Annotated in this window: 27 protein-coding genes, 1 tRNA gene and 1 pseudogene; 13 read left to right on the top strand and 16 right to left on the bottom strand. The window is 64.7% G+C overall.

The genetic code is table 11. The features are described 5' to 3' along the window. Positions 1–47: 47 nt before the first annotated feature. From JOZ79_RS12100 to JOZ79_RS12090, 3 genes and pseudogenes are all read left to right on the top strand, one after another. Positions 48–815: pseudogene (locus JOZ79_RS12100) on the top strand (TrbI/VirB10 family protein). A 1-nt stretch (position 816) separates the two neighbouring features. Beyond that, positions 817–1,038 (top strand): DUF2274 domain-containing protein, encoded by a 222-nt coding sequence (locus tag JOZ79_RS12095; RefSeq protein WP_294074479.1) that lies wholly within the window; start codon positions 817–819, stop codon positions 1,036–1,038. Then, positions 1,035–1,253, top strand: coding sequence for a helix-turn-helix domain-containing protein (locus JOZ79_RS12090; protein WP_294074476.1), 219 nt, complete (start codon positions 1,035–1,037; stop codon positions 1,251–1,253). The genes JOZ79_RS12095 and JOZ79_RS12090 overlap by 4 nt, the downstream gene beginning before the upstream one ends. 5 nt (positions 1,254–1,258) lie before the next feature. Here the strand turns inward: JOZ79_RS12090 and JOZ79_RS12085 are convergent, their stop codons facing one another. Continuing rightward, positions 1,259–2,467, bottom strand: a complete 1,209-nt coding sequence (locus JOZ79_RS12085) for a site-specific integrase (RefSeq protein ID WP_294074473.1) — start codon at positions 2,465–2,467, stop codon at positions 1,259–1,261. Between the two features lie 218 nt (positions 2,468–2,685). Beyond that, positions 2,686–3,324 (bottom strand): glutathione S-transferase family protein, encoded by a 639-nt coding sequence (locus JOZ79_RS12080; RefSeq protein ID WP_294074472.1) that lies wholly within the window; start codon positions 3,322–3,324, stop codon positions 2,686–2,688. 133 nt (positions 3,325–3,457) lie between these two features. Here JOZ79_RS12080 and JOZ79_RS12075 point away from each other — a divergent pair, with 133 nt between their 5' ends. The 3 genes from JOZ79_RS12075 to JOZ79_RS12065 all read left to right on the top strand — a co-directional run bounded on the left by JOZ79_RS12075 (position 3,458) and on the right by JOZ79_RS12065 (position 5,014). Continuing rightward, positions 3,458–3,895 carry a DUF983 domain-containing protein gene (locus JOZ79_RS12075; RefSeq protein WP_294074470.1) on the top strand — a complete coding sequence of 146 codons (438 nt, stop codon included), beginning with the start codon at positions 3,458–3,460 and terminating at the stop codon, positions 3,893–3,895. Between the two features lie 80 nt (positions 3,896–3,975). Then, positions 3,976–4,863: a PhzF family phenazine biosynthesis protein gene (locus JOZ79_RS12070; protein WP_294074468.1), complete on the top strand. Its 888-nt coding sequence runs from the start codon at positions 3,976–3,978 to the stop codon at positions 4,861–4,863. A gap of 76 nt (positions 4,864–4,939) precedes the next feature. Beyond that, a tRNA-Asn gene (locus JOZ79_RS12065) sits at positions 4,940–5,014 on the top strand. Here JOZ79_RS12065 and JOZ79_RS12060 read toward each other — a convergent pair. From JOZ79_RS12060 to JOZ79_RS12050, 3 genes are all read right to left on the bottom strand, one after another. Then, entirely contained in the window at positions 4,973–6,652 is a 1,680-nt protein-coding gene (locus tag JOZ79_RS12060; protein ID WP_294074482.1) for a recombinase family protein, read from the bottom strand. The genes JOZ79_RS12065 and JOZ79_RS12060 overlap by 42 nt on opposite strands. Before the next feature lie 20 nt (positions 6,653–6,672). After that, complete coding sequence (locus JOZ79_RS12055; protein ID WP_294074466.1) at positions 6,673–6,918, bottom strand: hypothetical protein; 246 nt, start codon at positions 6,916–6,918, stop codon at positions 6,673–6,675. 308 nt (positions 6,919–7,226) lie between these two features. Continuing rightward, positions 7,227–8,120, bottom strand: a complete 894-nt coding sequence (locus JOZ79_RS12050; protein WP_294074464.1) for a LysR family transcriptional regulator — start codon at positions 8,118–8,120, stop codon at positions 7,227–7,229. Positions 8,121–8,239: 119 nt separating this feature from the next. On the opposite strand from JOZ79_RS12050, the gene JOZ79_RS12045 reads away from it, so the two are divergent. From JOZ79_RS12045 to JOZ79_RS12030, 4 genes are all read left to right on the top strand, one after another. Next, positions 8,240–9,112 carry an NmrA family NAD(P)-binding protein gene (locus JOZ79_RS12045; RefSeq protein ID WP_294074462.1) on the top strand — a complete coding sequence of 291 codons (873 nt, stop codon included), beginning with the start codon at positions 8,240–8,242 and terminating at the stop codon, positions 9,110–9,112. Positions 9,113–9,195: 83 nt separating this feature from the next. Beyond that, entirely contained in the window at positions 9,196–9,729 is a 534-nt protein-coding gene (locus JOZ79_RS12040) for a cupin domain-containing protein (protein WP_294074458.1), read from the top strand. Then, a complete protein-coding gene (locus tag JOZ79_RS12035) occupies positions 9,722–10,249 on the top strand; it encodes a cupin domain-containing protein (RefSeq protein ID WP_294074456.1) in 528 nt (175 codons plus the stop codon). The genes JOZ79_RS12040 and JOZ79_RS12035 overlap by 8 nt, the downstream gene beginning before the upstream one ends. A 60-nt stretch (positions 10,250–10,309) precedes the next feature. Beyond that, positions 10,310–10,969, top strand: a complete 660-nt coding sequence (locus JOZ79_RS12030) for an isochorismatase family protein (protein ID WP_294074454.1) — start codon at positions 10,310–10,312, stop codon at positions 10,967–10,969. Positions 10,970–11,019: 50 nt separating this feature from the next. On the opposite strand, the gene JOZ79_RS12025 is transcribed toward JOZ79_RS12030, so the two are convergent. Then, positions 11,020–11,271 carry a hypothetical protein gene (locus tag JOZ79_RS12025; RefSeq protein ID WP_294074452.1) on the bottom strand — a complete coding sequence of 84 codons (252 nt, stop codon included), beginning with the start codon at positions 11,269–11,271 and terminating at the stop codon, positions 11,020–11,022. Between the two features lie 31 nt (positions 11,272–11,302). Here JOZ79_RS12025 and JOZ79_RS12020 point away from each other — a divergent pair, with 31 nt between their 5' ends. Beyond that, entirely contained in the window at positions 11,303–11,584 is a 282-nt protein-coding gene (locus JOZ79_RS12020; RefSeq protein ID WP_294074450.1) for an antibiotic biosynthesis monooxygenase family protein, read from the top strand. 132 nt (positions 11,585–11,716) lie between these two features. Here the strand turns inward: JOZ79_RS12020 and JOZ79_RS12015 are convergent, their stop codons facing one another. Beyond that, on the bottom strand, positions 11,717–12,553 hold the full coding sequence (locus JOZ79_RS12015; protein WP_294074448.1) for a helix-turn-helix transcriptional regulator: 837 nt from the start codon (positions 12,551–12,553) through the stop codon (positions 11,717–11,719). 100 nt (positions 12,554–12,653) lie between these two features. Between JOZ79_RS12015 and JOZ79_RS12010 the strand changes: the two genes are divergently transcribed. Further along, the gene (locus JOZ79_RS12010; protein WP_294074446.1) at positions 12,654–13,556 is read left to right on the top strand and encodes an SDR family oxidoreductase; all 903 of its coding nucleotides are present in this window, start codon (positions 12,654–12,656) and stop codon (positions 13,554–13,556) included. Positions 13,557–13,635: 79 nt separating this feature from the next. Further along, complete coding sequence (locus tag JOZ79_RS12005; RefSeq protein ID WP_294074444.1) at positions 13,636–14,274, top strand: DUF998 domain-containing protein; 639 nt, start codon at positions 13,636–13,638, stop codon at positions 14,272–14,274. Positions 14,275–14,308: 34 nt separating this feature from the next. Here the strand turns inward: JOZ79_RS12005 and JOZ79_RS12000 are convergent, their stop codons facing one another. From JOZ79_RS12000 to JOZ79_RS11960, 9 genes are all read right to left on the bottom strand, one after another. Further along, positions 14,309–14,524 carry a hypothetical protein gene (locus tag JOZ79_RS12000; RefSeq protein ID WP_294074442.1) on the bottom strand — a complete coding sequence of 72 codons (216 nt, stop codon included), beginning with the start codon at positions 14,522–14,524 and terminating at the stop codon, positions 14,309–14,311. Beyond that, on the bottom strand, positions 14,521–15,297 hold the full coding sequence (locus JOZ79_RS11995) for an amidohydrolase family protein (RefSeq protein WP_294074440.1): 777 nt from the start codon (positions 15,295–15,297) through the stop codon (positions 14,521–14,523). The genes JOZ79_RS12000 and JOZ79_RS11995 overlap by 4 nt, the downstream gene beginning before the upstream one ends. A 5-nt stretch (positions 15,298–15,302) precedes the next feature. Next, positions 15,303–16,304 carry a hypothetical protein gene (locus tag JOZ79_RS11990; protein WP_294074438.1) on the bottom strand — a complete coding sequence of 334 codons (1,002 nt, stop codon included), beginning with the start codon at positions 16,302–16,304 and terminating at the stop codon, positions 15,303–15,305. A 28-nt stretch (positions 16,305–16,332) separates the two neighbouring features. Next, entirely contained in the window at positions 16,333–16,713 is a 381-nt protein-coding gene (locus JOZ79_RS11985; protein ID WP_294074436.1) for a hypothetical protein, read from the bottom strand. Positions 16,714–16,857: 144 nt separating this feature from the next. Next, the gene (locus JOZ79_RS11980; RefSeq protein WP_294074434.1) at positions 16,858–17,184 is read right to left on the bottom strand and encodes an antibiotic biosynthesis monooxygenase family protein; all 327 of its coding nucleotides are present in this window, start codon (positions 17,182–17,184) and stop codon (positions 16,858–16,860) included. Next, positions 17,181–18,503 (bottom strand): alpha/beta hydrolase, encoded by a 1,323-nt coding sequence (locus JOZ79_RS11975; RefSeq protein ID WP_294074432.1) that lies wholly within the window; start codon positions 18,501–18,503, stop codon positions 17,181–17,183. The genes JOZ79_RS11980 and JOZ79_RS11975 overlap by 4 nt, the downstream gene beginning before the upstream one ends. A 152-nt stretch (positions 18,504–18,655) precedes the next feature. Beyond that, a complete protein-coding gene (locus tag JOZ79_RS11970; RefSeq protein WP_294074430.1) occupies positions 18,656–20,398 on the bottom strand; it encodes a CocE/NonD family hydrolase in 1,743 nt (580 codons plus the stop codon). Between the two features lie 103 nt (positions 20,399–20,501). Continuing rightward, positions 20,502–21,212, bottom strand: a complete 711-nt coding sequence (locus JOZ79_RS11965) for an AraC family transcriptional regulator (RefSeq protein ID WP_294074418.1) — start codon at positions 21,210–21,212, stop codon at positions 20,502–20,504. Between the two features lie 320 nt (positions 21,213–21,532). After that, positions 21,533–22,345, bottom strand: coding sequence for an MBL fold metallo-hydrolase (locus tag JOZ79_RS11960; RefSeq protein WP_294074416.1), 813 nt, complete (start codon positions 22,343–22,345; stop codon positions 21,533–21,535). Positions 22,346–22,366 lie beyond the last annotated feature (21 nt).

Below are 22,366 nucleotides of genomic sequence, written 5' to 3'. Positions count from 1 at the left end.
AGAGGGAGCGTCAGCTCGCCGAGCTTAAGGCTGCTCGCGAATCTGGCGTGCTGGTGGAGGGACGGCAGCGAGACGCGGGCCTGGACGCCACGCCCGTCACCGCGACGCCTCCCAGCAACGGTGACGCTGCCGCGCCTAAGCTGGGACTCGATTTAGCCAATGATCCGAATTCGCAGGGACGGAAAGAGGCGTTCGTCGGCAGGCTCGATTCCCGCGGCGACGTCAATCCGCATCCTGTCACACCACTGCCCTCACCTTATACTCTGTCGGCGGGTAGTGTGATCTCCGCGAGCCTGATAACCGGTCTGCGGTCGGACCTCCCGGGGCTCGTGACCGCGCAGGTCACCGAAAATACCTATGACAGCGCGACCGGGCAGATCCTGCTCATTCCGCAAGGGGCGCGGCTGATCGGCAGCTATGACAGCGTGGTGGCGTTCGGCCAAAGGCGCGCGCTGATCGTCTGGCAGCGGATCATCATGCCGGACGGCAGCAGCTTGCGCATCGACAATGTTCCCGCCACCGATCCATCGGGCTATGCAGGCCTGCAGGACAAGGTCGATCTCCACACCTGACAGCTCCTGAAGGGAGTGGCGCTCTCGACGCTGCTGGGCGTCAGCACGCAGCTCGCGTTGTCCGGTCAGAGCGATCTCGTCCAAGCGCTCCGCATGTCGACCCAGGATAGCGTCTCGCGGGCCGGCGATCAGATCACTCAGCGCAATCTTGGCGTTCAACCGACGATCACGATCCGGCCGGGCGTGCCGGTCAGACTCGTTGTTCATAAGGATCTCGTCTTCTCATCCACTGAGGGGAGCTGAGATGGCTAGCATCAAGCTCGGCAAACTTCCCGACCGCAAGCCGGTGAAGATGGCCATTATGATTTCGCCTGATTTGAAGCGAGATCTCGACGCCTATGCTTTGGCATATCGCGAGGCGTACGGCGCCAATGAGCCGCTCAGTGACCTTATTTCTGCGATGCTGAGGAGCTTCCTTGATGGCGACCGAGCCTTCCTGAAGCGGCGCCAGGAGATGTCGCAATGAAAAAGGGCCTCTCAAAGGCGACCAAGGCACCTGTAGAGGACGATGGCCCGATCTGTCTTCGCCTCTATGATGCCATGCGGGAACTCGGGGTCGGCAAGACGAAGATCTATGAGCTGATCGCCGACGGCAAAATTGAAGCGATCAAGATCGGTCGGAGCACGATGGTCATACGGAAGAGCCTTCTCGACCTCATAAATTCCGCGGACCGCGTTTGAACCGCTCACGCGGCCAGTGGAAGGCCCGGTTTGGCAGCGGTCTTTGCGTCATCCGCATCGAGAAAATCAGCCCATAGCTTCATCAGTTCCCGGCGCTTCTCAAAAAAGTCCGTGCGGCGATAAGCTGCCTCGACGCGGTCGGGAACTTTATGCGCCAGCGCCTTGTCCGCGACTTCCTTTGGAAAGCTCGTCTGCTCCGAGGCCCAATCGGTGAAGGCGCTTCGGAACCCATGAACCGTATAGGCATCAGCGCCCGATGCCTTGAGAACCTTGCTCAGGGTCATGTCACTCAGGGCGGCCTTCGCCGTTGAGGTGAAGATCAAACCTTCGTTACTGGTGCGAACCTTCCAAAGCCGATCGAGGATGGAGAGAGCTTGGGTCGAGAGCGGGATTGTATGCGGCTCACGAGCTTTCATCCGATCCGCGGGTATCGACCATATGCCGCGCGTCCGATCAATCTCGCTCCAGAGGGCGCCGCGGACTTCCCCCGATCGGGCGGCGGTCAATATCAAAAAGCGAAGAGCGTCACGGCCGATCGACGCATCCTCGTCTCTCAGCTTACGGGCAAGCGCCGGAGCCTCCGCATATGGCATGGCAGCATAGTGGTTGCTTCGATCGGTGTGGCGGGGCAGCCCCTTTCGCACCGTCCGGAGGCTCGTCTCCGCCTCACGCCAGCCCTTGATGTGCGCGAAATCCAGGACGGCTTGCATGCGCTGCAGGATACGGCGCGAAGTGTCCGGAATTTTGAGCCAGACCGGCGCCAGGGCATCCCGAACCGCCGCCGTGTCGACCTCGTCGATGCGGGTCGCTCCCATCAGTGGGAAGACATGCTGCTCAAAACTCGAAAGCCAGTTGCGCTTTCGTTTGTCGTCCCAACCATCTTTCAGCGCATCATAGCAGTCGCGTGCGGCTTTCTCGAAAGTCGGCAGCTTCGGCGCGACGCGCGCTGGTAGGGGACGTTCGAATCCGCCGGGATCAGGCTGCTGGGGGTTTTCGCCGCGTTTGACCCGTTGACGCAGCGCATAGGCTTTGGCTCGCGCCTCATCCAAACTGACATCGTAGGCGGATCCCAGACCAAACTCCCGACGGCGGCCTCCTCGTTGGATTCGCATAGTCCAAAATTTACCGCCGCTGGGACGAACCACCAAGCAAAGCCCGTGATGATCGAGGTGCTTGCCCGGCTTGGCATGCTTCACCTGCAAAGCGGTCAACATCGGTTCGATCCCCTCTTGCGGGATATAACTTTTCGTCCCACCATTTGCCCCGCCAAAGAAGCGCGGAAGGTGGCTAACTGGGCCGATCGTTACCGATCATAAGCGGTCGATAAACTGCTGTAAAGCTTTGGAAAAGGCGAACGTGGGCGAACCTCAGCGAACGTGCATTCCGTGGCCCTCGGCTCCACCACCTGCCCGCCGACAGGATAGACACGCCGCTAGGTGAGATGCACCTCGAAACCGGGATCGGCCTTGGCCATTGCCCGGCGGAAGGCCGGACGTTGTCCGATCCGGCCCAGATAGGCGCGGATATTCGGATAGGGCGCCAAGTCGACCGGCGCGAAGGCGCGCATCGTGGTGAGCGGAAACACCATCATGATGTCCGCCGCGCTGAACTCGGTTCCCGCGAAATAGGGTGTTTCGCCGAGCCGCTCGTCCGCACTCTCATAGGCGCGCCGAAGCCGATCGCCGAAGATGCCGAGCGTGTGGTCGCCGGATCCGCCCGAAATCGTCCGCACGATCATCGTGTTGACGCCGGCCGGCACGAACGAGCCGTTGCCGAAGTGAAGCCAGTAGAGATAATCGGCGAAATCGGCATCGCGCAAGCTCCGGCCAAGCCGGCCATCCCGGATAGCGATAAGATATTCGAAGATCGCCCCCGTTTCCCCGAGCGTCAGATCGTCATGTTGGATGACCGGGGCCGTGCCGAAGCGATGCAGGGCGCGATATTCCGGCGGCGCCAGCTTCGTCACCGGATCGCGATCGTAGCGGCGAAGCTCAAAGTCGAGCCCGAGCTCCTCGCACAGCCAGACGATGCGATCCGATTGCGAGATGCCGAGATGGTGGACGATGAGCATATTTCCTCCCGAGCGCCGATTCGAGCATTCAACTTTGCCGGCTCTACCCCGTTCTACCGTCAGGACGAGGCGGGCCGCCACCGCAGGCGATGCAGATTGTTGCCATCCCCCCGCGAGCCGCTATCGGCACCGCATGAGCGAAAGCGAACCGCAGCGCGTCGAGGTGGCGACCGGCCACGTTTCCGAAAGCAAATTCCGTTGGATCCTGAAATCTGGCTGGTCCGGCCTCTGTCCCCGTTGCGGCAAAGGCCGCATGTTCCGATCCTGGCTGAAGATCGTCGATCGCTGCGAAGCCTGCGGGCTCGACTATAGCTTCGCCTCGCCGGACGATGGGCCCGCCTTCTTCTCGCTCTGCTTCATCGCCTTCCCGCTGCTGTTCGTCGCGGTTTGGCTGCAGGTTGCGTTCGATCCGCCATGGTGGGTGCATCTCGTGACGTCGCTGCCGCTCCTCGTGATCGGCTGCCTGGTCGTATTGCGGCCGTTCAAGGGCTGGCTGGTCGCCTCGCAATATGTCAACCGCGCGCAGGAAGCGGGCACCGATCAGCTCTGGTCCAAGCTACGCGAGCGCTGACGCCTGCGATAGTGTCCCCGCCTGTTGCGCCGCTTGCGATGGCGCGAGACATAGTGTCCGCCGACTTCCGGTGAGGGCCGATGCGACGCTTTGCATTCCAGACCGTCGACGTATTCACAAGCGCGCGGTTCGGCGGCAACCCGCTCGCAGTCTTTCCGGACGCTTCGGGCTTGAGCGATTGCGAGATGCAGCGGCTCGCGACCGAGTTCAACCTGAGCGAGACTACGTTCGTGCTCCCGCCGCGCGATCCGGTACATGACGCTGAGGTGCGGATTTTTACGCCTGCCCACGAAATGCCGTTTGCGGGTCATCCCAACGTCGGCACCGCGTTCGTGCTCGCCGGAATGGGTCGTGATCGCGGTGGAAAACTGCTCTTCGAGGAGATCGCCGGCCTCGTCGAAGCCCGGATCGAGCATGATGCGGAGGGCGCGGTCCGCGGCGCCGAGATCGACGCGCCGGCGGCGCTTGCCATCGGGGGAGAGGTCGCGCCCGAACTGATCGCCCGCTGCATCGGACTAACGCCGGGAGACTTGCGCCTGGCGTATCATCGGCCGCTGGTCGCCTCGGTCGGTGCGGCATTCGCGTTCGTCGAAGTCGAGCGCGCCGCGCTCGGCAGGGCGGCACCGGATATCAGCGCCTTCCGCGACCTGGCCGCGAACCACTCGGCAAACAAAGGCTTGGCCGCCGTTCACCTCTACGCGCGCGATGGCGCATTCGTCGCGGGCCGCATGTTCGCCCCGCTTTCCGGCGTGCTCGAAGATCCTGCCACCGGCAGCGCCAACGCCGCCCTGGGCGCGCTGCTGCTGTCGCTGGATGGTGGCGACGAACTGACGATCGCAGCAACGCAGGGCGTAGAGATGGGGCGGCCGAGCGCGCTCCGCGTCCGCGCCCGTCGGACGGCCACGGGGATCCGATCGAGCATCGCTGGAGACTGCGTGCCGGTGATGCGCGGCGAAGTGACGCTGTAGCCAGCGGGAAGCGGCGCGCGGCTGTTGCAACGGCCGCGCGGCTGATGCATAGGCGCGCCTCGCCCGAAAGGGCTGCTCCCCGGTAGCTCAGCGGTAGAGCAACCGGCTGTTAACCGGTTGGTCGATGGTTCGAATCCGTCCCGGGGAGCCACTTCGGTTCAAAAGCGCGAACGCCGTTCGCGCGATTGAACACTCCAGGGTGCGACTGGCCCGATCGGGCCAGCGCACCAAGGAGAGTGGCCTTGGATCCGGTGACGCGGACCGCGCTTCGAGATACCTCCACACGCTGGGCGACGGCCTGGATGTAATGACGGTGTAGACTGCCGGATGGAGCGCGTAGCCGCCGCCTCGCCTCCTCCGCGAAGCGGCTCACGATTTCGGGCGTGAGGACGTCACGGCCCACGCCTTGCGACGCTTCCGCGCGGTCGGCGTCGGCTCGAGTAGCGTCGCGAATCGCGCGAAGCTCGACCATACGGCCCTTCAGATTCACATCTGCGAGATCGGCCACTCCCGCCTCGATTGCCCCATAGAGGCGAGTCAGCTTGGCATCGGCGTCGGCGGCCTGCCTTCGTAGGTCGGCGATCCGGTCCCTCTCCTGGCTCGCCCGAGCGGCTCGCCGAGCGAATATTCCGGCGAGCAGCGCCTCCAGGTGAACGGGGTCGAGAACTCGGCCTTCTATGGCTTCGACCACGATGTCGTTGAGCGCGTCCATGCTCACCGTTGTGCCGCGGCAGCCTCTCGCCCCTTGGCGCGCGCGAGTGCAGCAGGTGTAGTAGCGGTAGCGTTCGGATTTGCCGCAGGACCGCAGCGTCATCGCACCCCCGCAATCGGCGCAGAAGGCGATTCCGCCGAGAAGTGTTCCGCTACTTACAAAACGGGGCGCTTTGAGTTGCGGGCTGCGTTCCTTCAGCATGACTTGGACCGCCGCGAACTCGTCAGGGTCGATGATCGCAGGTACGTCGACTTCGACCACCTCCTCCTCAGGTTTGAGGGTCTTGGTTCGCCAGCTGTACTCATTGAAGCGGTGCTTGCCGATGTAGGTGGTCCGAGTCAGGATCACATGGATCGCGCCCAGCCCCCAGCGACCACCGGTCTGGGTACGGAGACCCCTTACGTTCAAATAGTCAGCGATTCGACGCGTGCCCATGGGTCCGCGCTCTTCGTCACCGAGAAGCGCCAGCCGGAATATCAGGCGCACTGTAGCGGCTTGGTCGGGGTCGGGTTCAATCTTCTTTTTCGTGCGGGTGCCGCGTTGCTCGGCCGCAACGATGCGATAGCCGTAAGGCGGGAGCGACCCATTCCAGAAGCCCTGCCTCGCGTTCTCGCGCATGGCCCGCAGCGTGTGCTTGGCGTTTTCCTTGGACTGATACTCGTCGAAGAGCGCCATGATCTGCCGCATCATGACGCTCATCGGGTCGTCGCCCAGGTCTTGAGTGATCGAGACCAGGCGAACGCCACTTTTAGCGAGTCGACGGACGTAGAATTCAAGCTGGAACTGGTCGCGGAAAAAGCGGCTGAACGAGTGGACAATGATGGTGTCGAACTCGGCCGGGCGGGCCGCTGCAGCGTCCATCATGCGCTGAAACTCGGGGCGGCGGTCGTCGGTCGCGGAGGCGCCTGGCTCGACATACTCGCCGACCACCTGCAAGCTCTTGCCCTGGCAATAGGAGGTGGCTTGTCGCCTCTGGTCTGGAATCGACAGGTCGTGCTCGGCCTGCCTGCCCGTCGAGACTCGCAGATATAGAACAGCCCGCGTTCCGACAGATGCTGGTGTGGTCTCCTTCCGCATGCCTTCGTCCTCCTTGCGGATCAGGACTTGCGGCTCAGCAGCTCGTCCAAGAGGTCCGCGAAATGCAGCTCAACGATGTCCAGCTCGCGCTCGGATACCGGGAGATGCTCCGGCAAATCCGTCGTAACAAGGGGGGCCCAGGGTGGACGGGATCGGCGCCGTCCGGGCTCGCTGATGTCGTGCGGCTCAACCGGAAGATAGTCCAGCAGGTCGATAATGTTGCCGCCGTCGGGGATGGGGCCTGGCAGTCGCGATCTTCGAGCCATGGCACGAAGAACGCTTGCCCCGAAGCGAGCGCAAGGACGGCGACCGCGGAAGAGCGCTACGGGAAACTTCCGGCGGCAACGCGGCGAACACGCTTATACTTCTCTACCCAGCCGTGGGCGGGGGACTCTCTCGAACGCTCCGCTCCCAACCGCGTCTGTGCCCGCGCTCTTCCTCTTGTCGTCCGCCGCCCGGCCGAACGCCGTGCAGGATGAAGTTGGGCACTTCGCCTGCGCCATAGAACTCTGAGAGCACTGACGCGGACGGCGGCCCAAGTGCAGCCGTGATAGCACCGACTGATGCGCCGGACTCAACGCGACGTTCGCGACTCGGCCGCGTGGAGGTCAGCGGCGAGAGCATCAATAAACACGCGCACCTTTGCTGAAAGGCTACGGTGGCTCGGGTAGAGAGCGTGGACCTCGACCGACCGATGCTCGAAGGACGGCAGGATGCGTACGAGCGACCCGTTCTCGATCGCGTCTCGGGCCAAAAAGTCAGGCAGAATGCCGACGCCCGCGCCGGCGAGCAGCATCGTGCGCACCGCCTCCGGCTCCGGAACAACCATCTGCGCCTCAATTTCTACGTCTTGTCCAGCGCTACTCACGGAGTGGAACGGCCACGCCTCCTTCAGAGCTCGATGGGCGATGATGACGTGGTGAATTAGGTCGGCCGGCTTGGTGATCGGCGGCGCCTGATGCAGGTAGGCGGGGCTCGCGCAGGGCCATAGCGCGTAGTTCGTTAGCCGCCGCGCGATCAGATCCGAGTTCCGCAGAGGGCCGATGCGGATCGCCACATCGTATTCCTCGGTGAGCAGGTCGACGACTCGGTTGTCGATCGTGAGCAGGACTTTCACGTCGGCGTAGCGCGCGCGAAAATCGGGCAGGATGCGCGCCAGCGGACCGGCCGCGTAGGTGAACGGCGCGCTCACCCGCAATTCGCCGCGCGGCTGGCCGATCAGTCCCCCGATCGCGTTCTCGGCGTCACCGACATCATCGAGGATGCGGCGCGCGTGACGTTGAAGCAGCAGTCCGGCGTCGGTCAGCCGCAGGTGACGCGTCGAGCGCTCGACCAGCACGGCGCCGACCGCCTCCTCCAGGCGCATCAGCGATCGGCTGACCGACGACTTCGGCATGCCGAGCGCCCGCGCCGCGCCCGAAACGCTGCCGAGGTCGGCAACCCGCGCGAAGGCGCGGAGATGGCCCAAGTCCAGCATCATCGGAACTGTTCCCGTTCTGGAACGCGCTGTCCAGCATTCGCTGGCTAATCGCGGCGATCGGCAACGACTAGCTCTGGTCGGGAAAGGAGCTCACCATGGCTCAGACTGTGCTCTTAGTCGGCGGCGGCGGTATGCTCGGCAGCCGTATCGCGGCGCACCTGCTCGACCAGCCGGATGCGCGTCTCAGATTGCTGGCCCGCTCGCCCGCCGACGCCAAGCTCACGCCGCTGCTCGACAGAGGCGCCGAGGTGATCGAGGGCGACCTCGGTGACCCCGCCTCGCTCGACCGCGCCACCGATGGCGTCGACGTCATTGTCTCTGCTGTCCAGGGCGGCCCCGACGTGATCGTCGATGGTCAGGTCTCCTTGGCTGAAGCGGGCAAACGCAACGGCGTACGGCGGATCCTGCCCTCCGACTTCGCGCTCGATCTGTTCAAGGCGACGCCGGGCGAACACGCCGCCTTCGACCTGCGCCGCACCGCCGACGAGCGGATCGCCGCGGTGGGGGTCGAACAGGTCAACATCCTCCAGGGCGCCTTCATGTGGGTGTTCATGCCCGGACGGGGCGCGATCGATCTCGACGCCGGCACGGTCGGCTTCTTCGGCGATGGCGACTCTCCGATCGAGGTCACGAGCGTCGAGGACACGGCGCGGATGACGGCGCGCGTGGCGCTCGATCCGAGCGTGCCTGCGGGAAAGTTTGCCATTGCCGGCGACCGCGTCTCCTTCCGCGAGGCGGGAGAGATCGTCGGCCGTCGCTTCGGACGGGCGCTGAAGCCCGTCTCCTACGGGTCAGAGGACGACCTGCGTGCGGCCATGGCGGCCGCCGATCCGGAGAAGAGGGTGATGCTCGCCTACCTGCTCTACATGACAAACGGCCAGACCGCGCTCGGCGACCTCCAGAACGAGCGCTACCCCGACCTCAGGCTCGAGCGCTTCGACGCCTTTATCGCGCGCGAGCTGCCGGCCGCGAACGCCTGATCGCCAGCCGTCGCGCCAAGCCCGAGCCTGCACGACCCCTCACACGGAGCCTGATGATGCCAGACGTCCCGCACTTCCCGCCAATGCCGGGCAGCACCGGCTTTATCCACCGCAACGACGCGCGGCCAGCTTACTGGATGCAGGATATCCTCTGGATCATGCTCGCCGACGCCAACGACACGGGCGGGCGCTGGTCCATGATGGAGCAGCTGATGCCCATGGGCGCGGGTCCGCCGCCGCATAAGCATCTCTGGTCGGACGAGACGTTCTACATTCTGGACGGGCAGATCACCTACCTGATCGAGGGCGAGATCAAGACCGCCGCCACCGGCGCGTTCGTCTCGATCGCGCGTGGGACGGGCCATGCCTTTCGGGTCGACAGCGACACCGCACGCATACTCAACGGCTACACGCCGGCCAGCATGGAGGCGATGATCGCCGAACTCGGCACGAAGGCGACCGAACTCACGCTGCCGCCGCCGAGACCGCCCGCCCGGGGCGGGCCCGACGAGCGCCGGATGCCCGAGGAGCTGCTTACCCGCTACGGCCTGGTCTGGCTGGACGAGCCCGATCCGCTTGAACCGCGGCGTCACCCGAAGGACAAAGCCCATGGCTGACCACACGCCCGACCTGCCCGCCATTCCGGGTTCGATCCCCTTCGTCCACAATGTCGACGAAGCGCCCGCCTATTGGTGGCTCGACATCCTGTGGGTCATCCTCGTCAAGGGAGAGGATACCGGCGGGCGCTACTCGCTGATGTATGAGGCGCTTCCGGTCGGATCGGGCGCGCCGCCGCACAAGCACACCTGGTCGGACGAGCACTTCTACATCCTCGAAGGCGAGATCACCTTCTTGGTCGGCGACGAGATCAGGAAGGGCGGCAAAGGTGACTTCGTCTTCGTGCCGCGCAACACGCGCCACGCGTTCCGCGTCGACAAGCAGGCCGCGTTCCTGAACGGCTACACGCCGGCCGGCCTTGAGCTGGCGATCGCCGAGATGGCGATGCCGGCACCGACCCGCGCGATTCCCCCAAAGGGCGCGACGCCTCCGCCCAACATGAGCGAAGCGCAGTACCGGCGCTACGGCATGGACAATCTGCCCGGTCCGAACCCGCTCGACCCGCCCGATTGGGGCTGAGGTGACGGCGCGCAAGCACGCGGGGTGACGGCGAACGCACGAGAAAGAGGGAGAAGCGAGATGGTTGATCAGGCGCAGTATCTTGAGCAGCTCAGCCCCGAAAACGCCGCGGTGCTGTTCATCGACAACCAGACGACGCTGGCGCTCGGCGTGCAGTCGATCGACATGCAGCTTCTCAGGACAAACATCGAAGCGCTGGCGAAGCTCGCCAAGCTGTTCGACCTGCCCGTGGTGCTGACCACGACGGGGGGCGGAGCGGAAGGCCCCTCCGGACCTTTGCTGAAGCCGATCACGGACACGTTCCCGGATGTCGCCCCGATCAACCGCATGGGCGCCCTCAACGCCATGGACGATCCTCGCTTCGCGGAGGCAGTGAAGGCGACAGGCCGGCGCAAGCTGATCTTGACCGGCATCACCACCGATTTCTGCCTCGTCTACCCGGCGCTTTCGCTGATTGCGGCGGGCTATCACGTCTTCATCGCTTGCGACGCCGCCGGTTCGTGGACGCGGGACATCAACGATTGGGCGATCCAGCGTTTGATTCAGGCGGGTGCCACGCCCACAAACGTCCAATCGATAGCGGGCGAGCTGCAGAACTCGGCCACGAACAGGGACTCCGAGGCGGCCAAGGCCAGGTTGCCGGAGATGATGGGCTGGTTCAGCGCCTACACGCCCGCCCCGGCGATCATCCAGATGAACGGAACGTACACGGGGGATTGAGGCGGGGGATCAGTGCTGATCCGGACCACCTCTCTGATCTGCAGCATCGCCTATGCTGGATGCGCCGGCCCCATCATCAGGCGAGTTCCCCCGATATCCAGGCGTTCCAGCAGCGTTCCCAAGACATCGCATGCTGCGGCGACCTGCTGTCCGGTGAGACCGTGCGCCAGCTCTGCAGCCCAGGGCCGCTGAAGCCATAGTGCCCGCTCGTACAGGATTCGCCCTCGGTCGGTGAACACCACCAGCTGCGCGCGCTTGTGTTGCGGGTTCGGCTGGAAAGCGACCAAACCCTCATGGGTCACATCGTGAGCAGGAGAGACCGCCGTGTGGCAGATGAAGCCGCTCGATCCCGCCTTCACCGTTCAGCAGCAGTTCGCCGAAAGGGAGAGCGGGCCGGTGGTGCTCGTCAACCTCTTCACCCTCGATCCTGCCGACGAGGCCGCGTTTATGGACGCTTGGAAGAGCGACGCAGTTTTCATGAAAGCTCGACCAGTTTTCATCTCGGCCCAGTTGCACCGCGCTGGGCCGAGCCCCGCATATTTCAACTACGCTGTCTGGGAGTCCTTGGAGGCGTTCCGGGCTGCCTTTTCGGATGCTGGGTTTCAGGCAAGCTGACAAACTATCCCTCATCCGTAATCGCTTCGCCTCACCTCTTTCAGCGCGTGGCGGTGCCTGGAATCTGCATCGCGTGATGGGCGTCAAGCGCTCTGGCGATGATGATGTAGGACTCGGGCAGGCCCTGAACACTCACATCAAAGCCGGTCGGGACTCGATCAGCGAGCGAATGCGGTCGCCATCCGCGTCTGTCGCCGGATTATAGACCACCATGCCCAACTCCGGTCGACCGTCGACCGCAAAGGCGGAAAACTCCAACTCCAATCGCCCGGCCTCGGGATGCTTGATACGCTTGATGCCCTCACCGTGGGCAATGACCTCGTTGTCGCGCCACAACGCCTCAAATTCGGGGCTAACTCTTGACAACTCCTCGATCAGGCGAGTCACCTCTTCGCCAGCGCCGGCGCGAGCGACATCGGCGCGGAAGGCTCCCACCACGAACCGCGCAACACTATGCCAGTCCTCCTGCGCGGCCTGCGCTCGATGGTCGGCAAACATCAGACGCAGGATGTTGCGTCTTTCGGGCGGCAACTTCGCATAGTCGGTGAATAGAGCGGCGGCGGCGCGGTTCCAGGCGACGACATCCCAAGTCGCTGTCTTGATGATGGCCGGGCTGAGGTGCAGGGCGTCTAGCACCCGCTGGAGCCGCGGCGTGACACCTTCGACGGGCTTGTAGCGCACCTCGGGCGGGCGACCGAGACCGAGCATGAAGAGGTGCTCGCGTTCGGGCTCAGTCAGCATTAACCCTGCGGCGATCCGGTCGAGGACGTCCGCCGACGGCGCACCGCCGCGCCCCTGCTCCAGCCACGTGTACCAGGTCGGGCTGATATTGGCGCGCTGAGCGACCTCTTCTCTGCGCAGCCCTGGCGTCCGGCGGCGACCTCCGGAGAGGCCGAACGCAGCCGGATCTAGCCGCGTTCGGCGGTCCCGCAAATAGGTGCCGAGCCGAGCTGGAGTGTCGATCGCCATCACTGATCCTGTTGGCAACTATACCACGATAAAGCCACTACTTTTACAGGATTCGAAGTAGGCCCATGCTGCGCCTCCCACAATAGCGGAGGCATCTCCGATGCGCGTATTCCTCACCGGCGCGACCGGCTTCATCGGCTCCCGGATATTGTCCGAACTGGTCGGGGCCGGACACCAGGTAACCGGGCTGACCCGCTCGGACGCCGGCGCGCGTTGGCTCGAGGAGCAGGGGGCCGCGGCGTATCGAGGCGCGCTGGAGGAGCCGGACAGCATCGCGCGCGGTGCAGTGGAGGCGGATGCCGTGATCCACACCGCGTTCGACCACGACTTCTCACGCTTCGTGGAGAATTGCGAAAAGGACCGGCGGGTCATCGAGGCACTCGGCGTCGCGCTCGCCGGCTCGGACCGTCCGCTGATCATCACGTCGGGCACCGGGATGGGAAGCCCCGGGCCTGGTCAGCTGGCCCGGGAGGACGTGTTCGACCGCAACAATCCCAATCCGCGACGCCTGTCCGAGCTGACCGGCGAGGAAGTCGCGCAACGCGGCGTGTCGGTCGCCGTCGTGCGCCTGCCGCAGGTCCACGACACGGCCAAGCAGGGCATGGTCTCGCCCGCGATCGAGGTCGCTCGGGCAAAGGGCCTGTCGGCCTATCTGGGCGATGGGACCAATCGCTGGCCTGCGGCGCACGTCACCGACGTCGCCCGGCTGTATCGGCTGGCGCTGGAGGGGCACCAGGCAGGCGCTCGCTGGCACGCAGTCGCAGAGGAAGGCGTCCCGATGCGCGCGATCGCCGAGGCAATCGGGGCGGGACTCGGGGTGCCCGTCCGCTCGCTTGCCCCCCAGGAAGCCATGGCGCATTTCGGCTGGCTCGGCGCATTTGCCGGCTACGACATGCCGGCTTCTAGTGCTCTGACCCGAGAGCGGCTGGGCTGGACGCCGACCGGCCCAGGAATGATCTCTGATCTTGAGCGGATGAACTACCGCGCGTCGGTGACGACGTGATCGCACCCGAGCCGCTCGGCTCGCCAGGGCGCCAGCCAAGCTTCGCCCGTCTGCTACACCGTCCCGATCGGAGCAACTTATGTCCACCCGGCTTCTCCTCGGCTGCGCGATCGCGAGCGCGCCGTTCTTCTGCCTGCTGCTGATCTGGCAGATCGTCACCCGCCCCTTCAACGTCTACCTGACGCCTCTCAGTCTCCTGAGTCTGGGGGCTGAGGGCTGGATTCAGATCGTAAACTTCATCGCCACCGGCGTGCTCGCCGTGTTGGGAGCTGTGGGCATAAGACGCGCGTGGGGCGGCGGCGCGGGTGGAACCTGGGGTCCGGTGCTGATCGGGACCTTTGGCCTCGGCCTGATCCTGGCCGGCATCTTCCACCCCGATCCAGGATACGGCTTTCCGCCGGGTGCGCCGCTCGGAGCGGCGCCGACGGTCAGCAGTCATGCGATGGTGCATAATGCCGGCTTCCTGATCATCATGGGATCGCTCCTCGCCGCGTGCTTCGTCTTCGCGCGCGGGTTTGGCCGGCGAGGTCGCAACGGCTGGGCGACATATTGCGTGCTGACGGGCATTGCCGTTCCGGCGTTGATTGGGCTGACGTTCGCGACCAGGGTGCTGCTGCCGATCACGCTGCTGTCGGTCATCGGCTACGGGTGGGTGTCGTTGCTCGCCGCGCTGCTGATGCGGAACGCAGCCGCGCCGACGGATCAAACCGTCCGCTGAACTGCCGCGCCGCCCGGCTTGCGCGACGCCGAGATCACCTCCTGATCCGTGCGACGAGCCGGTCCCAGTTAGCGTGAGCGATGAGAGCCCGGTCGGCATCGCGGAGCCCGGATTGGTCGAGGAAGCGGGGCACGCTTGCGGGCGGCGCTTTCTCGAACGGATAGTCGGTCGACATGAGAATGCGTTCGGCGCCTAGCACCTCGACCGCCCAGCGGAGGTAGCGGTGACTGAAGATGCCGCTGGGGCTCACTGACAATGGCAGCGGAAATAGTCCGAGACCGGGCGGGTGAGCTTGGCGACGCCGGTAAGGCTGTCGATCCGGTCGAGGTAGAACAACACCACTTCGCCCCAGTGGCCGGTGATCAACTGCAGATCGGGGAAGCGGTCGAACACGCCCGCCAGGATCATGCGCACGATCTGAACGCCCGCTTCGTAGTGCCAGCCGAGACCGTGCGTGGCGAAGGCCGCGTCGACCTCCTCGCCCAAGCCTCTGTAGAGGGTGTCGCGCACCTCGGCACGCGGCGCCTGCGGGTGGATGTAGAGCGGCGCCCTAAGCGCATCCGCCACCTCAAAGATCGGCCAATTGTCGCGATGATCGAGATTGCGTTCGCGCGTGCGCCCGAACAGCATCGCGCCGTTCAGCCCCAACTGCCCGACTGCGCGATCAAGCTCCTTCGCGGCCTCGTGCGGCGCCGGCGTGGCGAGCGTCGCGAAGCCCTGAAACCGGCCCGGCGCGCGCCGGACAGCCTCGGCGATGTGGTCATTGACCTCGCGTTGCAGCGCGGTTGCGTTGTCCGCAACGAGGCTCTGGAGGCCGGGCGTGGTCAGCGAGAGGACCTGGACATCGACGCCGGCCGCGTCCATCGCCGCGAGCCGCTGCTCGCCAAGTTCAAGCAGCCGCCCTCCGCTCTCGCCCTGTGAAGAGGGCTTGAGCGCAAGATCCTGCCAGCACGGGTCGAGCCCGCGCCAGGCTTCGAGCACCGGCGCGGTGGTAAGGTGCTCCTCGAGCGCGACGATCCGCATCGCGCTTACGTGTCCAGCAGTTCAGGGACGAAAATGTCCTCGCATGTGAAGCGGCGCTCGGTAAGGCCCTGTTCGTGGTGGTAGCGCAGGACGGCGTCGACTGCGCCGCGGTTGGCGTCAAGGCCATAGGGCCACCAATCGTTGCCCATAAGCGTGCGGTCGGCGTCGATGAGCTTTGTGACCCAGGGCAGCATGAGCGCCATATTATTGAACGTCATGCCCTTGACGTATTGTTCCATCGCCCCCGCCTTGGCCTTGCAGAAGGCCTGGTAAATCGCCTTGACGAGATCGGGGCGGCTGCCCGCGAGTTCGCGGGTCACGACAACGGTGTGCATGATCGGGAAGATGCCGGTGCGGCCGTAGTATTCGCGCTCGACGGTTTCGTAGTCTTCGAAGAGGCGGCCGACTTTCGGCGATCCTTCCAGCACGCACTTGGGCACGTCGGCGGAGATCAGGGCGTCGATCGCACCAGATTCGAGCTTGGCCCCGAGATCGTCGTCGGGCGCCGCCCAGGTGACGTCGGCACCGGCCGGATGCGGCTGCGGAACGAAATCGATCGGTTTGAGCGGGAAGTCGATGCCGCCGACGATCCAGCGGCTCTGTTCGGGCTTCACGCCGTACTCATCGGAGAGGATGCCCTTGGGCATCACGCCCGCGTCATGGCCATAGAGCGCAAGTTCGCCGATCGTCTTGCCGGCAAGGTCTTCCGGGCGCGCGATGCCGCTCGCCCTGTTGATGTAGATCGCTGAGTGCCTGAAGCAGCGGTTCGGGAAGACGGGGATTGCCACGAACGGAGACTCGCCGCCGCTGAACGTGCGCAAGAAATAGGTCATGCCGAGCTCGGACACGTCAAAGGCGCGGCCGCGGATCATCTGTTCGAAGATCTCGGTGACAATCCGTCCGGTGTGGAAGCGGGGCTCGACGCCGTCGATCTCCACTTGGCCATCGGCGAGCGGTTTGGTCCGGTCGTAGTTCCAAAAGGCGATATTCAAGGTTTGTTGATTCATGGCTGGATCCTGACGCGATGCCCGCAGCTCATCGATTGATCTCGATCAGGAGCACCCATGCGTTGGCGAGAGCGGCGACGAAGGTGCCGAGTATGCCCGGGACGAGCAGGTACATGCCGTGGGCATCGTTGAGGACCAGCATGACAAGACCCGCCAACGCGATGACGCCAATGGTGGCACGAGTGCCGCGCACGAGGACGAGCGTTCGCGGGCGATCCTCGGCGTCGATCTGGCTGAGGTACGAGCGCTGGAGCGGAACGAGGCGACCGATGAGAACGCTGGACAGCGTGAGAACCTCCAAGCCGAACAATCTGGGCAGTTGCTGCGGCACCAGCCCGAGCGACGCCATCGCCAGCACGAGGAAGAGCATCGCCAGCGACTCGATCCCGCGATCCGCCATCCGGCCCAAGGCCAGGATCCTCGCTTGATTTACTGAAACGCTGACGCAAAGCAGAGCCGCCAAAGCGGCAGCTGCGCCGAGCTCGCCAAGAAAGAAGTTGCTCCAGCTCTCCAACGTGCATCCTTCGCGATGCTGCCTTTCCCCAAGCCAGCGCTACTCGGCGCCTTTTGATCGCTGAGAGAGGAGGTTAGTCGTCATCACCACCTCCTCGAAAATTGCCGGGTGGAAGCTGATCCCGGGAATGCTCTCCTCGCCTGGTACATACCCTTTGTGCGCGTTGGTGAACGCCTCTGCTGACGCCCAGAGCGCGATGTTGACGAAGCTGAAGGTCTGGTTGCCGACGCCCGTGTTGCGGTGAAGGTGGGTCTCGATGAAGCCCTCCGTCCGCGCGTAATGCTGGGTCGTCTCGTTCCAGCGCTTCAGGAATTCGTCCTCCTGCTCCTCGGGCATCTGGAAGACGTTGATGAGCTTGACGGTCATGATCGTCCTCCTGCCGGGGGCTTATCGGCGAACAACTGGTCGACCCCGAGCGGCGCGCCATACTGGTAGTTGCGGCGCTCGCCCCACGGTTCGGTGTGCATCTGCCCCGTCGTGTCCACGACGGTGTAAGTCGACTCGATCGGCTTTCCTTTTGCCCGATCGGCGAGCCAGTCGCAGATCATTGGAAAGAACGGCGGCCCGAGCTGCGACGAGCGCGAGCCACCCATGCCGTGCTCCTCGCCCGCGAACATCACCAGCGTCTTGGGACCGGGCACGTGATTGAGGTGCTCGATCGTGCAGCCGATGTCGCTCAGCGAGTCATCCTCGCCGGCCATGACGAAGTAAGGCATGTGCAGGTCGGCGCTAAGCTTCATCACGTCCATCTCGGACATCACAGCGTCAAACGCCTCTTCCTCGGCGACGCCGGTCATGTACATGAAGCGTTGCTTGAACGAGGGTGACGCCATTTCGTACAGCGGCCAGTTATGCGGCTGGAAGCAGGTGTACATCACCGCGCAGGCCGCGAACCGCGGCTCGGCCGCCGCCATCTGCGTCGCCCAGAACGATCCGAACGACAAGCCCCAGGCCATGATCCGTTCGGCGTCGATCTCCGGCCTATCTGCGGCCGCGGCGAAAGCCGCGCGCCCAAACTCGCCGTAGCGGTCCGGGTCGTACCAGATGCCGCGCGGGAGGCAGGAGCCCTGGCCCGGGCCGTCAAGCATCAGGCAGGCCATGCCGCGCCGCAGGAAGCGGTCGGCCGACGCGTTGACCTGCAGCTCCTTGAACGCGTCCATGCCCGAGACCATAACCACGCACGGAACCTTACCGCCGCTATACCCGATTGGGAGGTGCAGATACCCGGGACAGGTCGCGCCGCCGTAAGGCACCTCGCAAGCCTCGATGCGGTGATCGGCGGACTTCATGAACTCGGCGAAGCACTCGTTCTTCTTGCGCTCTAGCGCGAGGTTCAGTTCGGTGTTCTCGAAGATCGGCCATTGCGCCGCACCGTACATGATGGACGCCGAGAAGAAGCCGTCGCCAGCCGTGACCTCGTGCCCCTCCGCCATCGCGGCGCGCGCCTGCAGCTCGTAACGGCGTGCCAGACGCGAGAACTCGCGCGCCATGTCGTCCCAGCGGTGGATCAGCCCTTTGAGCCCCATGACCGGCCCGCGATGATCCGGGCCCATCGGCGCGCTATAATATTGCAGCCGAGACTGGTCGAACTCGGGTCCGAGCACCTGGATAACGGCGTCGAGCAGCCATCGCTGATCGCGGAAGCGGCCTACGCGGCGCTGGGTGGTGTAGGGCACGCTGGGCATGGAGAAATCCACCAGTCGTTTGAGACACAGTAACTCGGGCGGCGAGCGCGCTCCCGCAGCTTCGGCGGGTGCCGTTCGCTCGTGCTGCAGAGCTATCGTCATGCAGCCCGCGTGACGCGAGCACGATCTTGCTGGAATCGTCCGTCAGGGCGTCAGGTGCCTGGCTTCCTGGCGGTAAGCTGCAGAAACGAGGCTCGGTCGCCGCCGGTATGGACCACATGTCTCCCGTGATTGTCGGCGGTGACGTTTTCGCGCCCGGGAAACACGCCGCCCAGGATATGGAAGCCCGTCACGATCAGCCGCAGCTGCTCGCCCGCGCCAAGCGCCAGCGCCACCGGGAACATGTCGATGTCGACCGGGACAACCTGGCCCGGCGCGAGCTTCTCTACCCGGTCGAAGGCGTGAACCGGGATGGCGTCGGTCGATAGCGCCTCGTCCAGCCGCCGCGTCGAGACGCGGAGGCGCCCATTCGAGCCCTTGTACTTCAGGATCGCCGCGCCGTTTCGGGTGAGCGCCTCCATTTTTGGGCCATGGTTGGGCACGTTGAACTGCTCGAGCGGAGTGCCGAGCACGTCCAGTTTTTGCAGGAATACGAAGACGTCCATATCGTCCGACCCGACAGCTTCGAGCCACAGGCGAACCTTCGGGTAACCGACGAACTCGGTCGGCTCCTCGACCCGGATCGTGAACGAGACACGGCCGTCTTCCGATTCCGCGTCGTAGCTCGCTTTGGCCTGGTCGGCTGGTGCGTGCGCGGCGAGAGCGCCCGCGTCGGCGTCCAGGTACAGCCGCTTTTGCTCGAAGTCCCCGGGGGGAAACTCCGCCGCGGGCACGTCCACGCGGTCGTTTCCCTCGAGGTCGAGGATCGAGAAGCGGACGCGCGGCGTTTCGCGCCAGCCGTTCTCGGCGCCCTTCAGGAAGTGATCGTAGAAGCGGAGCAAGTCCGCTTGATGAGCTTCGTCGTAGAAGTCGGGCCACTCCATCGTGTTGTGGACGCGAAGCCATTTGTCCTTGGACGCGATGTTGCGCCACGCCCGGAACGTGCCGGGTGTGTGGATGCTCTGCGAGTAGCTCGCCACGATGTAGGCAGGCACGTCGATGTTCTCGAACGCCGGAATCTTGGTCTTCCAGAGCGCGTCCATCAGCGGGTGCTGCTCGGCCTCAACGATGAGATCCTCGCGCATGTTGGCGCCCACGAGGCTCTTGGCGAGCTCGCGCGGGAACGGCGTGTCAGGAAAGCCGCCGCGCATGATGAAATCCCTGTAGATGTCGCTCATGCCCTCCCAGGGCGCGATCGCAGCCAGGTGCGGCGGCCGCTCGGCCGCGGCGAACCATTGCGAGATCGCCAGCCACGAGTTGCCGCAGGTCGCGACCTTGCCGCTGCACCAGTCCTGGACGCCCAGGAACTCAATCAGGTCGTGATAGTCCTGCCCCTCGAACCGGCTCCACCAGCGGATGTCGCCCTCAGAGCGGTAAGAACCGCGCGGATCGGGGTTGCAGACGGCGTAGCCTCGCGCGACCCACCAAGCCGGATCGGGCGCTTCGAACTTCTCGAGCCCGGATAGCTTCGACAGGTCGAGGCCCAAGAGCGAGAGAAGGTCGACATATTGCGCCGCGTTGCCTCGGCTCTTGCCGTAGGGACTCCAGGCGACCAGCACCGGCACCTTCTCGTCGCCGGCTGGGCGGAGGACGTCGACGTAGATCGTGATTCCGTCGCGCAGCGTCACGGTGACATCCTTGTCCATGACAATGGCGACGGGTAGCGGCGCGAAGCGCGGTTCCACCCGAAACCCGGCGGGTAGGACGCGCGTGCCGGGCTCGAAAGCCGCAAATAGACCCTGCCCACCCTCCGGTTCGCGATATGCCGGAACGAACACCCCCAAGTCGTCGCTCAATTGGTTGTCCATCCGCACGCCCTTTGGCCTCTGCCATAGGACCTAGCGAAGCGCATCCGCCCGGGGCGAGCACGTTCTTGCTGGAATCGTCTCTGGCGGTTCGTCAGGCGCCCAACACGCGGGACCGGAGAAGACTTGGAGCGAGCCCGGTGAAGCGGCGGAGTCGACGCGCGAGGTGACTGGGATGCGAGAAGCCCACGTCTGCGGCGATCTCCGTGATGGATCTGTCCAGATCGGCCAGGAGCTCGACTGCCCGCGCTAACCTGCGCTGCACGACGTATTGGTGTGGCGCGAAGCCAGTCGCTCGACGGAACTCGCGCGCGAAATGAAACGCGCTCATCGCTGCCTCAGCTGCCAAGTCCGCAATGCCGAGCGGCTGCTCCAGCTCCAGCTCAATTTTCTCGCAGACGCGCCGAATGCGGGACGGTGATAAACCGCCGGCAGAACGTGCATGCCCGCTCTTGGTGCGGCCACCGTGCTTTTCGAGCAGCCGGTGACCGATGGCGCGCAGCGACATCTCCTCACGCTCTACGCCCGCGGCCGCGAGGCAGAACAGGCGGGCAATGACCGGATCGAAGTAGACAAGACGTGGCTCGATCTCGACTCGCGCCGGATCGAGCCCGAGATCCTCGGCCGCCCAATTTTGAAGGTCGCTCAAGGGTAAGTCGAGCACGAGCACGGAAGCCGTCCCTTCAACCTGGAAGGTCGTGGGACAGCCAGGCGGCACGACGGTGACCGTACCGACGCGAGGCTCGCCGACCATGGAATGGCCCTCGGCTTTGCGTACGGCGCGATGACGCTCGGTGAGCATCATGACGAGGCTGACCTCCTCCTCGGAATGCACGGCGATAGTCGCGTCTCCGTAGCGGACGCGCCGAATCCTGGGCGCATCAAGCTCGGCGATCTCGGCCGGAGAAGCGCGAAGAGCCCAGTAGAGGCCTGTCACGACCCGAGCCGTAGAGCCGACGTTCCTGAGATGTTACGAACGCGCGGTGGGATGGTCATCTCGGTTCCCAGCTCCGGCACCGCTCGCGTAAATGGCGCCGGCGCCACCAAGCAAGTTTGTAGCCGACGCCCGGAAGGATCAACTGCCTTCTCAGGCCCCTAAAGTCGGCCGAGTATGTCCGACGCTCTTCAGCGCTCCTCGGAAAGCAAGTCGATGTATCGACTCGCCGAACGCTCGATAGCAGCGCCGCCGTTCTCGAGTATTTGCCGACCGACGTTGAAGCCATATACGCGATCAACCCGCCATTGCTGCAACTTGCTGGCGATTCGCCTGACGGTCGCGGCGGACAAGGGCAGCAGGTTCGGATAACTGTACATGAAGCTGACGCGACAGGGATTCGCCACGACCTGAAGCGTGTCGCCGGTCAGTAGCGCGGCTTGCCCCCGGTCGCCCGAACGCCAATACATCACCGTCGATCCGGGGTAGTGACCACCCAGCCTCATCAGCGTCACTTGCGGGCACAACTCGAGAGTGTCGCCCTCCCAGAACCGGATCGCGGCATCGGGCCGCATCACCCATTCCCGGTCGGCGCCGTGAAGGTGGACGGGGCAGTCGAACGCCGCAGCCCAGTCCTGGCATGTCGTGTAGTAATGCGGGTGCGAGATGGCTATCCCCTTGAGGCCGCCCAGCCCCATGATCAGCTCGACCGTCGCGTCGTCGATGAGCGCGATGCAGTCCCAGAGATAGTTGCCCGCCGGCGTCCGAACCAGCAGCGCCCGTTGTCCGATCGCGAAGTCCGGCCACGTGTGTATCTCGAACAGGCCAGGCTCGAGCCGTCGCCAAGCGTTGACGTGTGCCGCAGCCAGCGCTTCCGGTGTGGTCCAGGCCTGCCCGGTGCGCGGCACGTATTGTCGTTCGTCCTCGCAAATGGGGCAGCGCGCCGGGGGGGATGGAGCATCGGCATACGACGTGCCGCATTCTTTGCAGATATGGATCGGCATCCTAGATCAGTCCTGCATGCA

This window comes from Sphingomonas sp. (genome assembly GCF_019242355.1).
Lineage (GTDB): Bacteria > Pseudomonadota > Alphaproteobacteria > Sphingomonadales > Sphingomonadaceae > Sphingomicrobium.
The sequence above is the reverse complement of the archived record's forward strand: the minus strand, read 5'-3'. Positions and strand labels throughout refer to the sequence as shown.

Bases quoted from the DNA above. Each gene is read 5' to 3' on its own strand.
- JOZ79_RS12095 (WP_294074479.1), top strand. From the start codon at position 817: ATGGCTAGCATCAAGCTCGGCAAACTTCCCGACCGCAAGCCGGTGAAG.
- JOZ79_RS12090 (WP_294074476.1), top strand. From the start codon at position 1,035: ATGAAAAAGGGCCTCTCAAAGGCGACCAAGGCACCTGTAGAGGACGAT.
- JOZ79_RS12085 (WP_294074473.1), bottom strand. From the start codon at position 2,467: ATGTTGACCGCTTTGCAGGTGAAGCATGCCAAGCCGGGCAAGCACCTC.
- JOZ79_RS12080 (WP_294074472.1), bottom strand. From the start codon at position 3,324: ATGCTCATCGTCCACCATCTCGGCATCTCGCAATCGGATCGCATCGTC.
- JOZ79_RS12075 (WP_294074470.1), top strand. From the start codon at position 3,458: ATGAGCGAAAGCGAACCGCAGCGCGTCGAGGTGGCGACCGGCCACGTT.
- JOZ79_RS12070 (WP_294074468.1), top strand. From the start codon at position 3,976: ATGCGACGCTTTGCATTCCAGACCGTCGACGTATTCACAAGCGCGCGG.
- JOZ79_RS12060 (WP_294074482.1), bottom strand. From the start codon at position 6,652: ATGCGGAAGGAGACCACACCAGCATCTGTCGGAACGCGGGCTGTTCTA.
- JOZ79_RS12055 (WP_294074466.1), bottom strand. From the start codon at position 6,918: ATGGCTCGAAGATCGCGACTGCCAGGCCCCATCCCCGACGGCGGCAAC.
- JOZ79_RS12040 (WP_294074458.1), top strand. From the start codon at position 9,196: ATGCCGGGCAGCACCGGCTTTATCCACCGCAACGACGCGCGGCCAGCT.
- JOZ79_RS12035 (WP_294074456.1), top strand. From the start codon at position 9,722: ATGGCTGACCACACGCCCGACCTGCCCGCCATTCCGGGTTCGATCCCC.
- JOZ79_RS12030 (WP_294074454.1), top strand. From the start codon at position 10,310: ATGGTTGATCAGGCGCAGTATCTTGAGCAGCTCAGCCCCGAAAACGCC.
- JOZ79_RS12020 (WP_294074450.1), top strand. From the start codon at position 11,303: ATGAAGCCGCTCGATCCCGCCTTCACCGTTCAGCAGCAGTTCGCCGAA.
- JOZ79_RS12015 (WP_294074448.1), bottom strand. From the start codon at position 12,553: ATGGCGATCGACACTCCAGCTCGGCTCGGCACCTATTTGCGGGACCGC.
- JOZ79_RS12010 (WP_294074446.1), top strand. From the start codon at position 12,654: ATGCGCGTATTCCTCACCGGCGCGACCGGCTTCATCGGCTCCCGGATA.
- JOZ79_RS12005 (WP_294074444.1), top strand. From the start codon at position 13,636: ATGTCCACCCGGCTTCTCCTCGGCTGCGCGATCGCGAGCGCGCCGTTC.
- JOZ79_RS11995 (WP_294074440.1), bottom strand. From the start codon at position 15,297: ATGCGGATCGTCGCGCTCGAGGAGCACCTTACCACCGCGCCGGTGCTC.
- JOZ79_RS11990 (WP_294074438.1), bottom strand. From the start codon at position 16,304: ATGAATCAACAAACCTTGAATATCGCCTTTTGGAACTACGACCGGACC.
- JOZ79_RS11980 (WP_294074434.1), bottom strand. From the start codon at position 17,184: ATGACCGTCAAGCTCATCAACGTCTTCCAGATGCCCGAGGAGCAGGAG.
- JOZ79_RS11975 (WP_294074432.1), bottom strand. From the start codon at position 18,503: ATGCCCAGCGTGCCCTACACCACCCAGCGCCGCGTAGGCCGCTTCCGC.
- JOZ79_RS11965 (WP_294074418.1), bottom strand. From the start codon at position 21,212: ATGATGCTCACCGAGCGTCATCGCGCCGTACGCAAAGCCGAGGGCCAT.
- JOZ79_RS11960 (WP_294074416.1), bottom strand. From the start codon at position 22,345: ATGCCGATCCATATCTGCAAAGAATGCGGCACGTCGTATGCCGATGCT.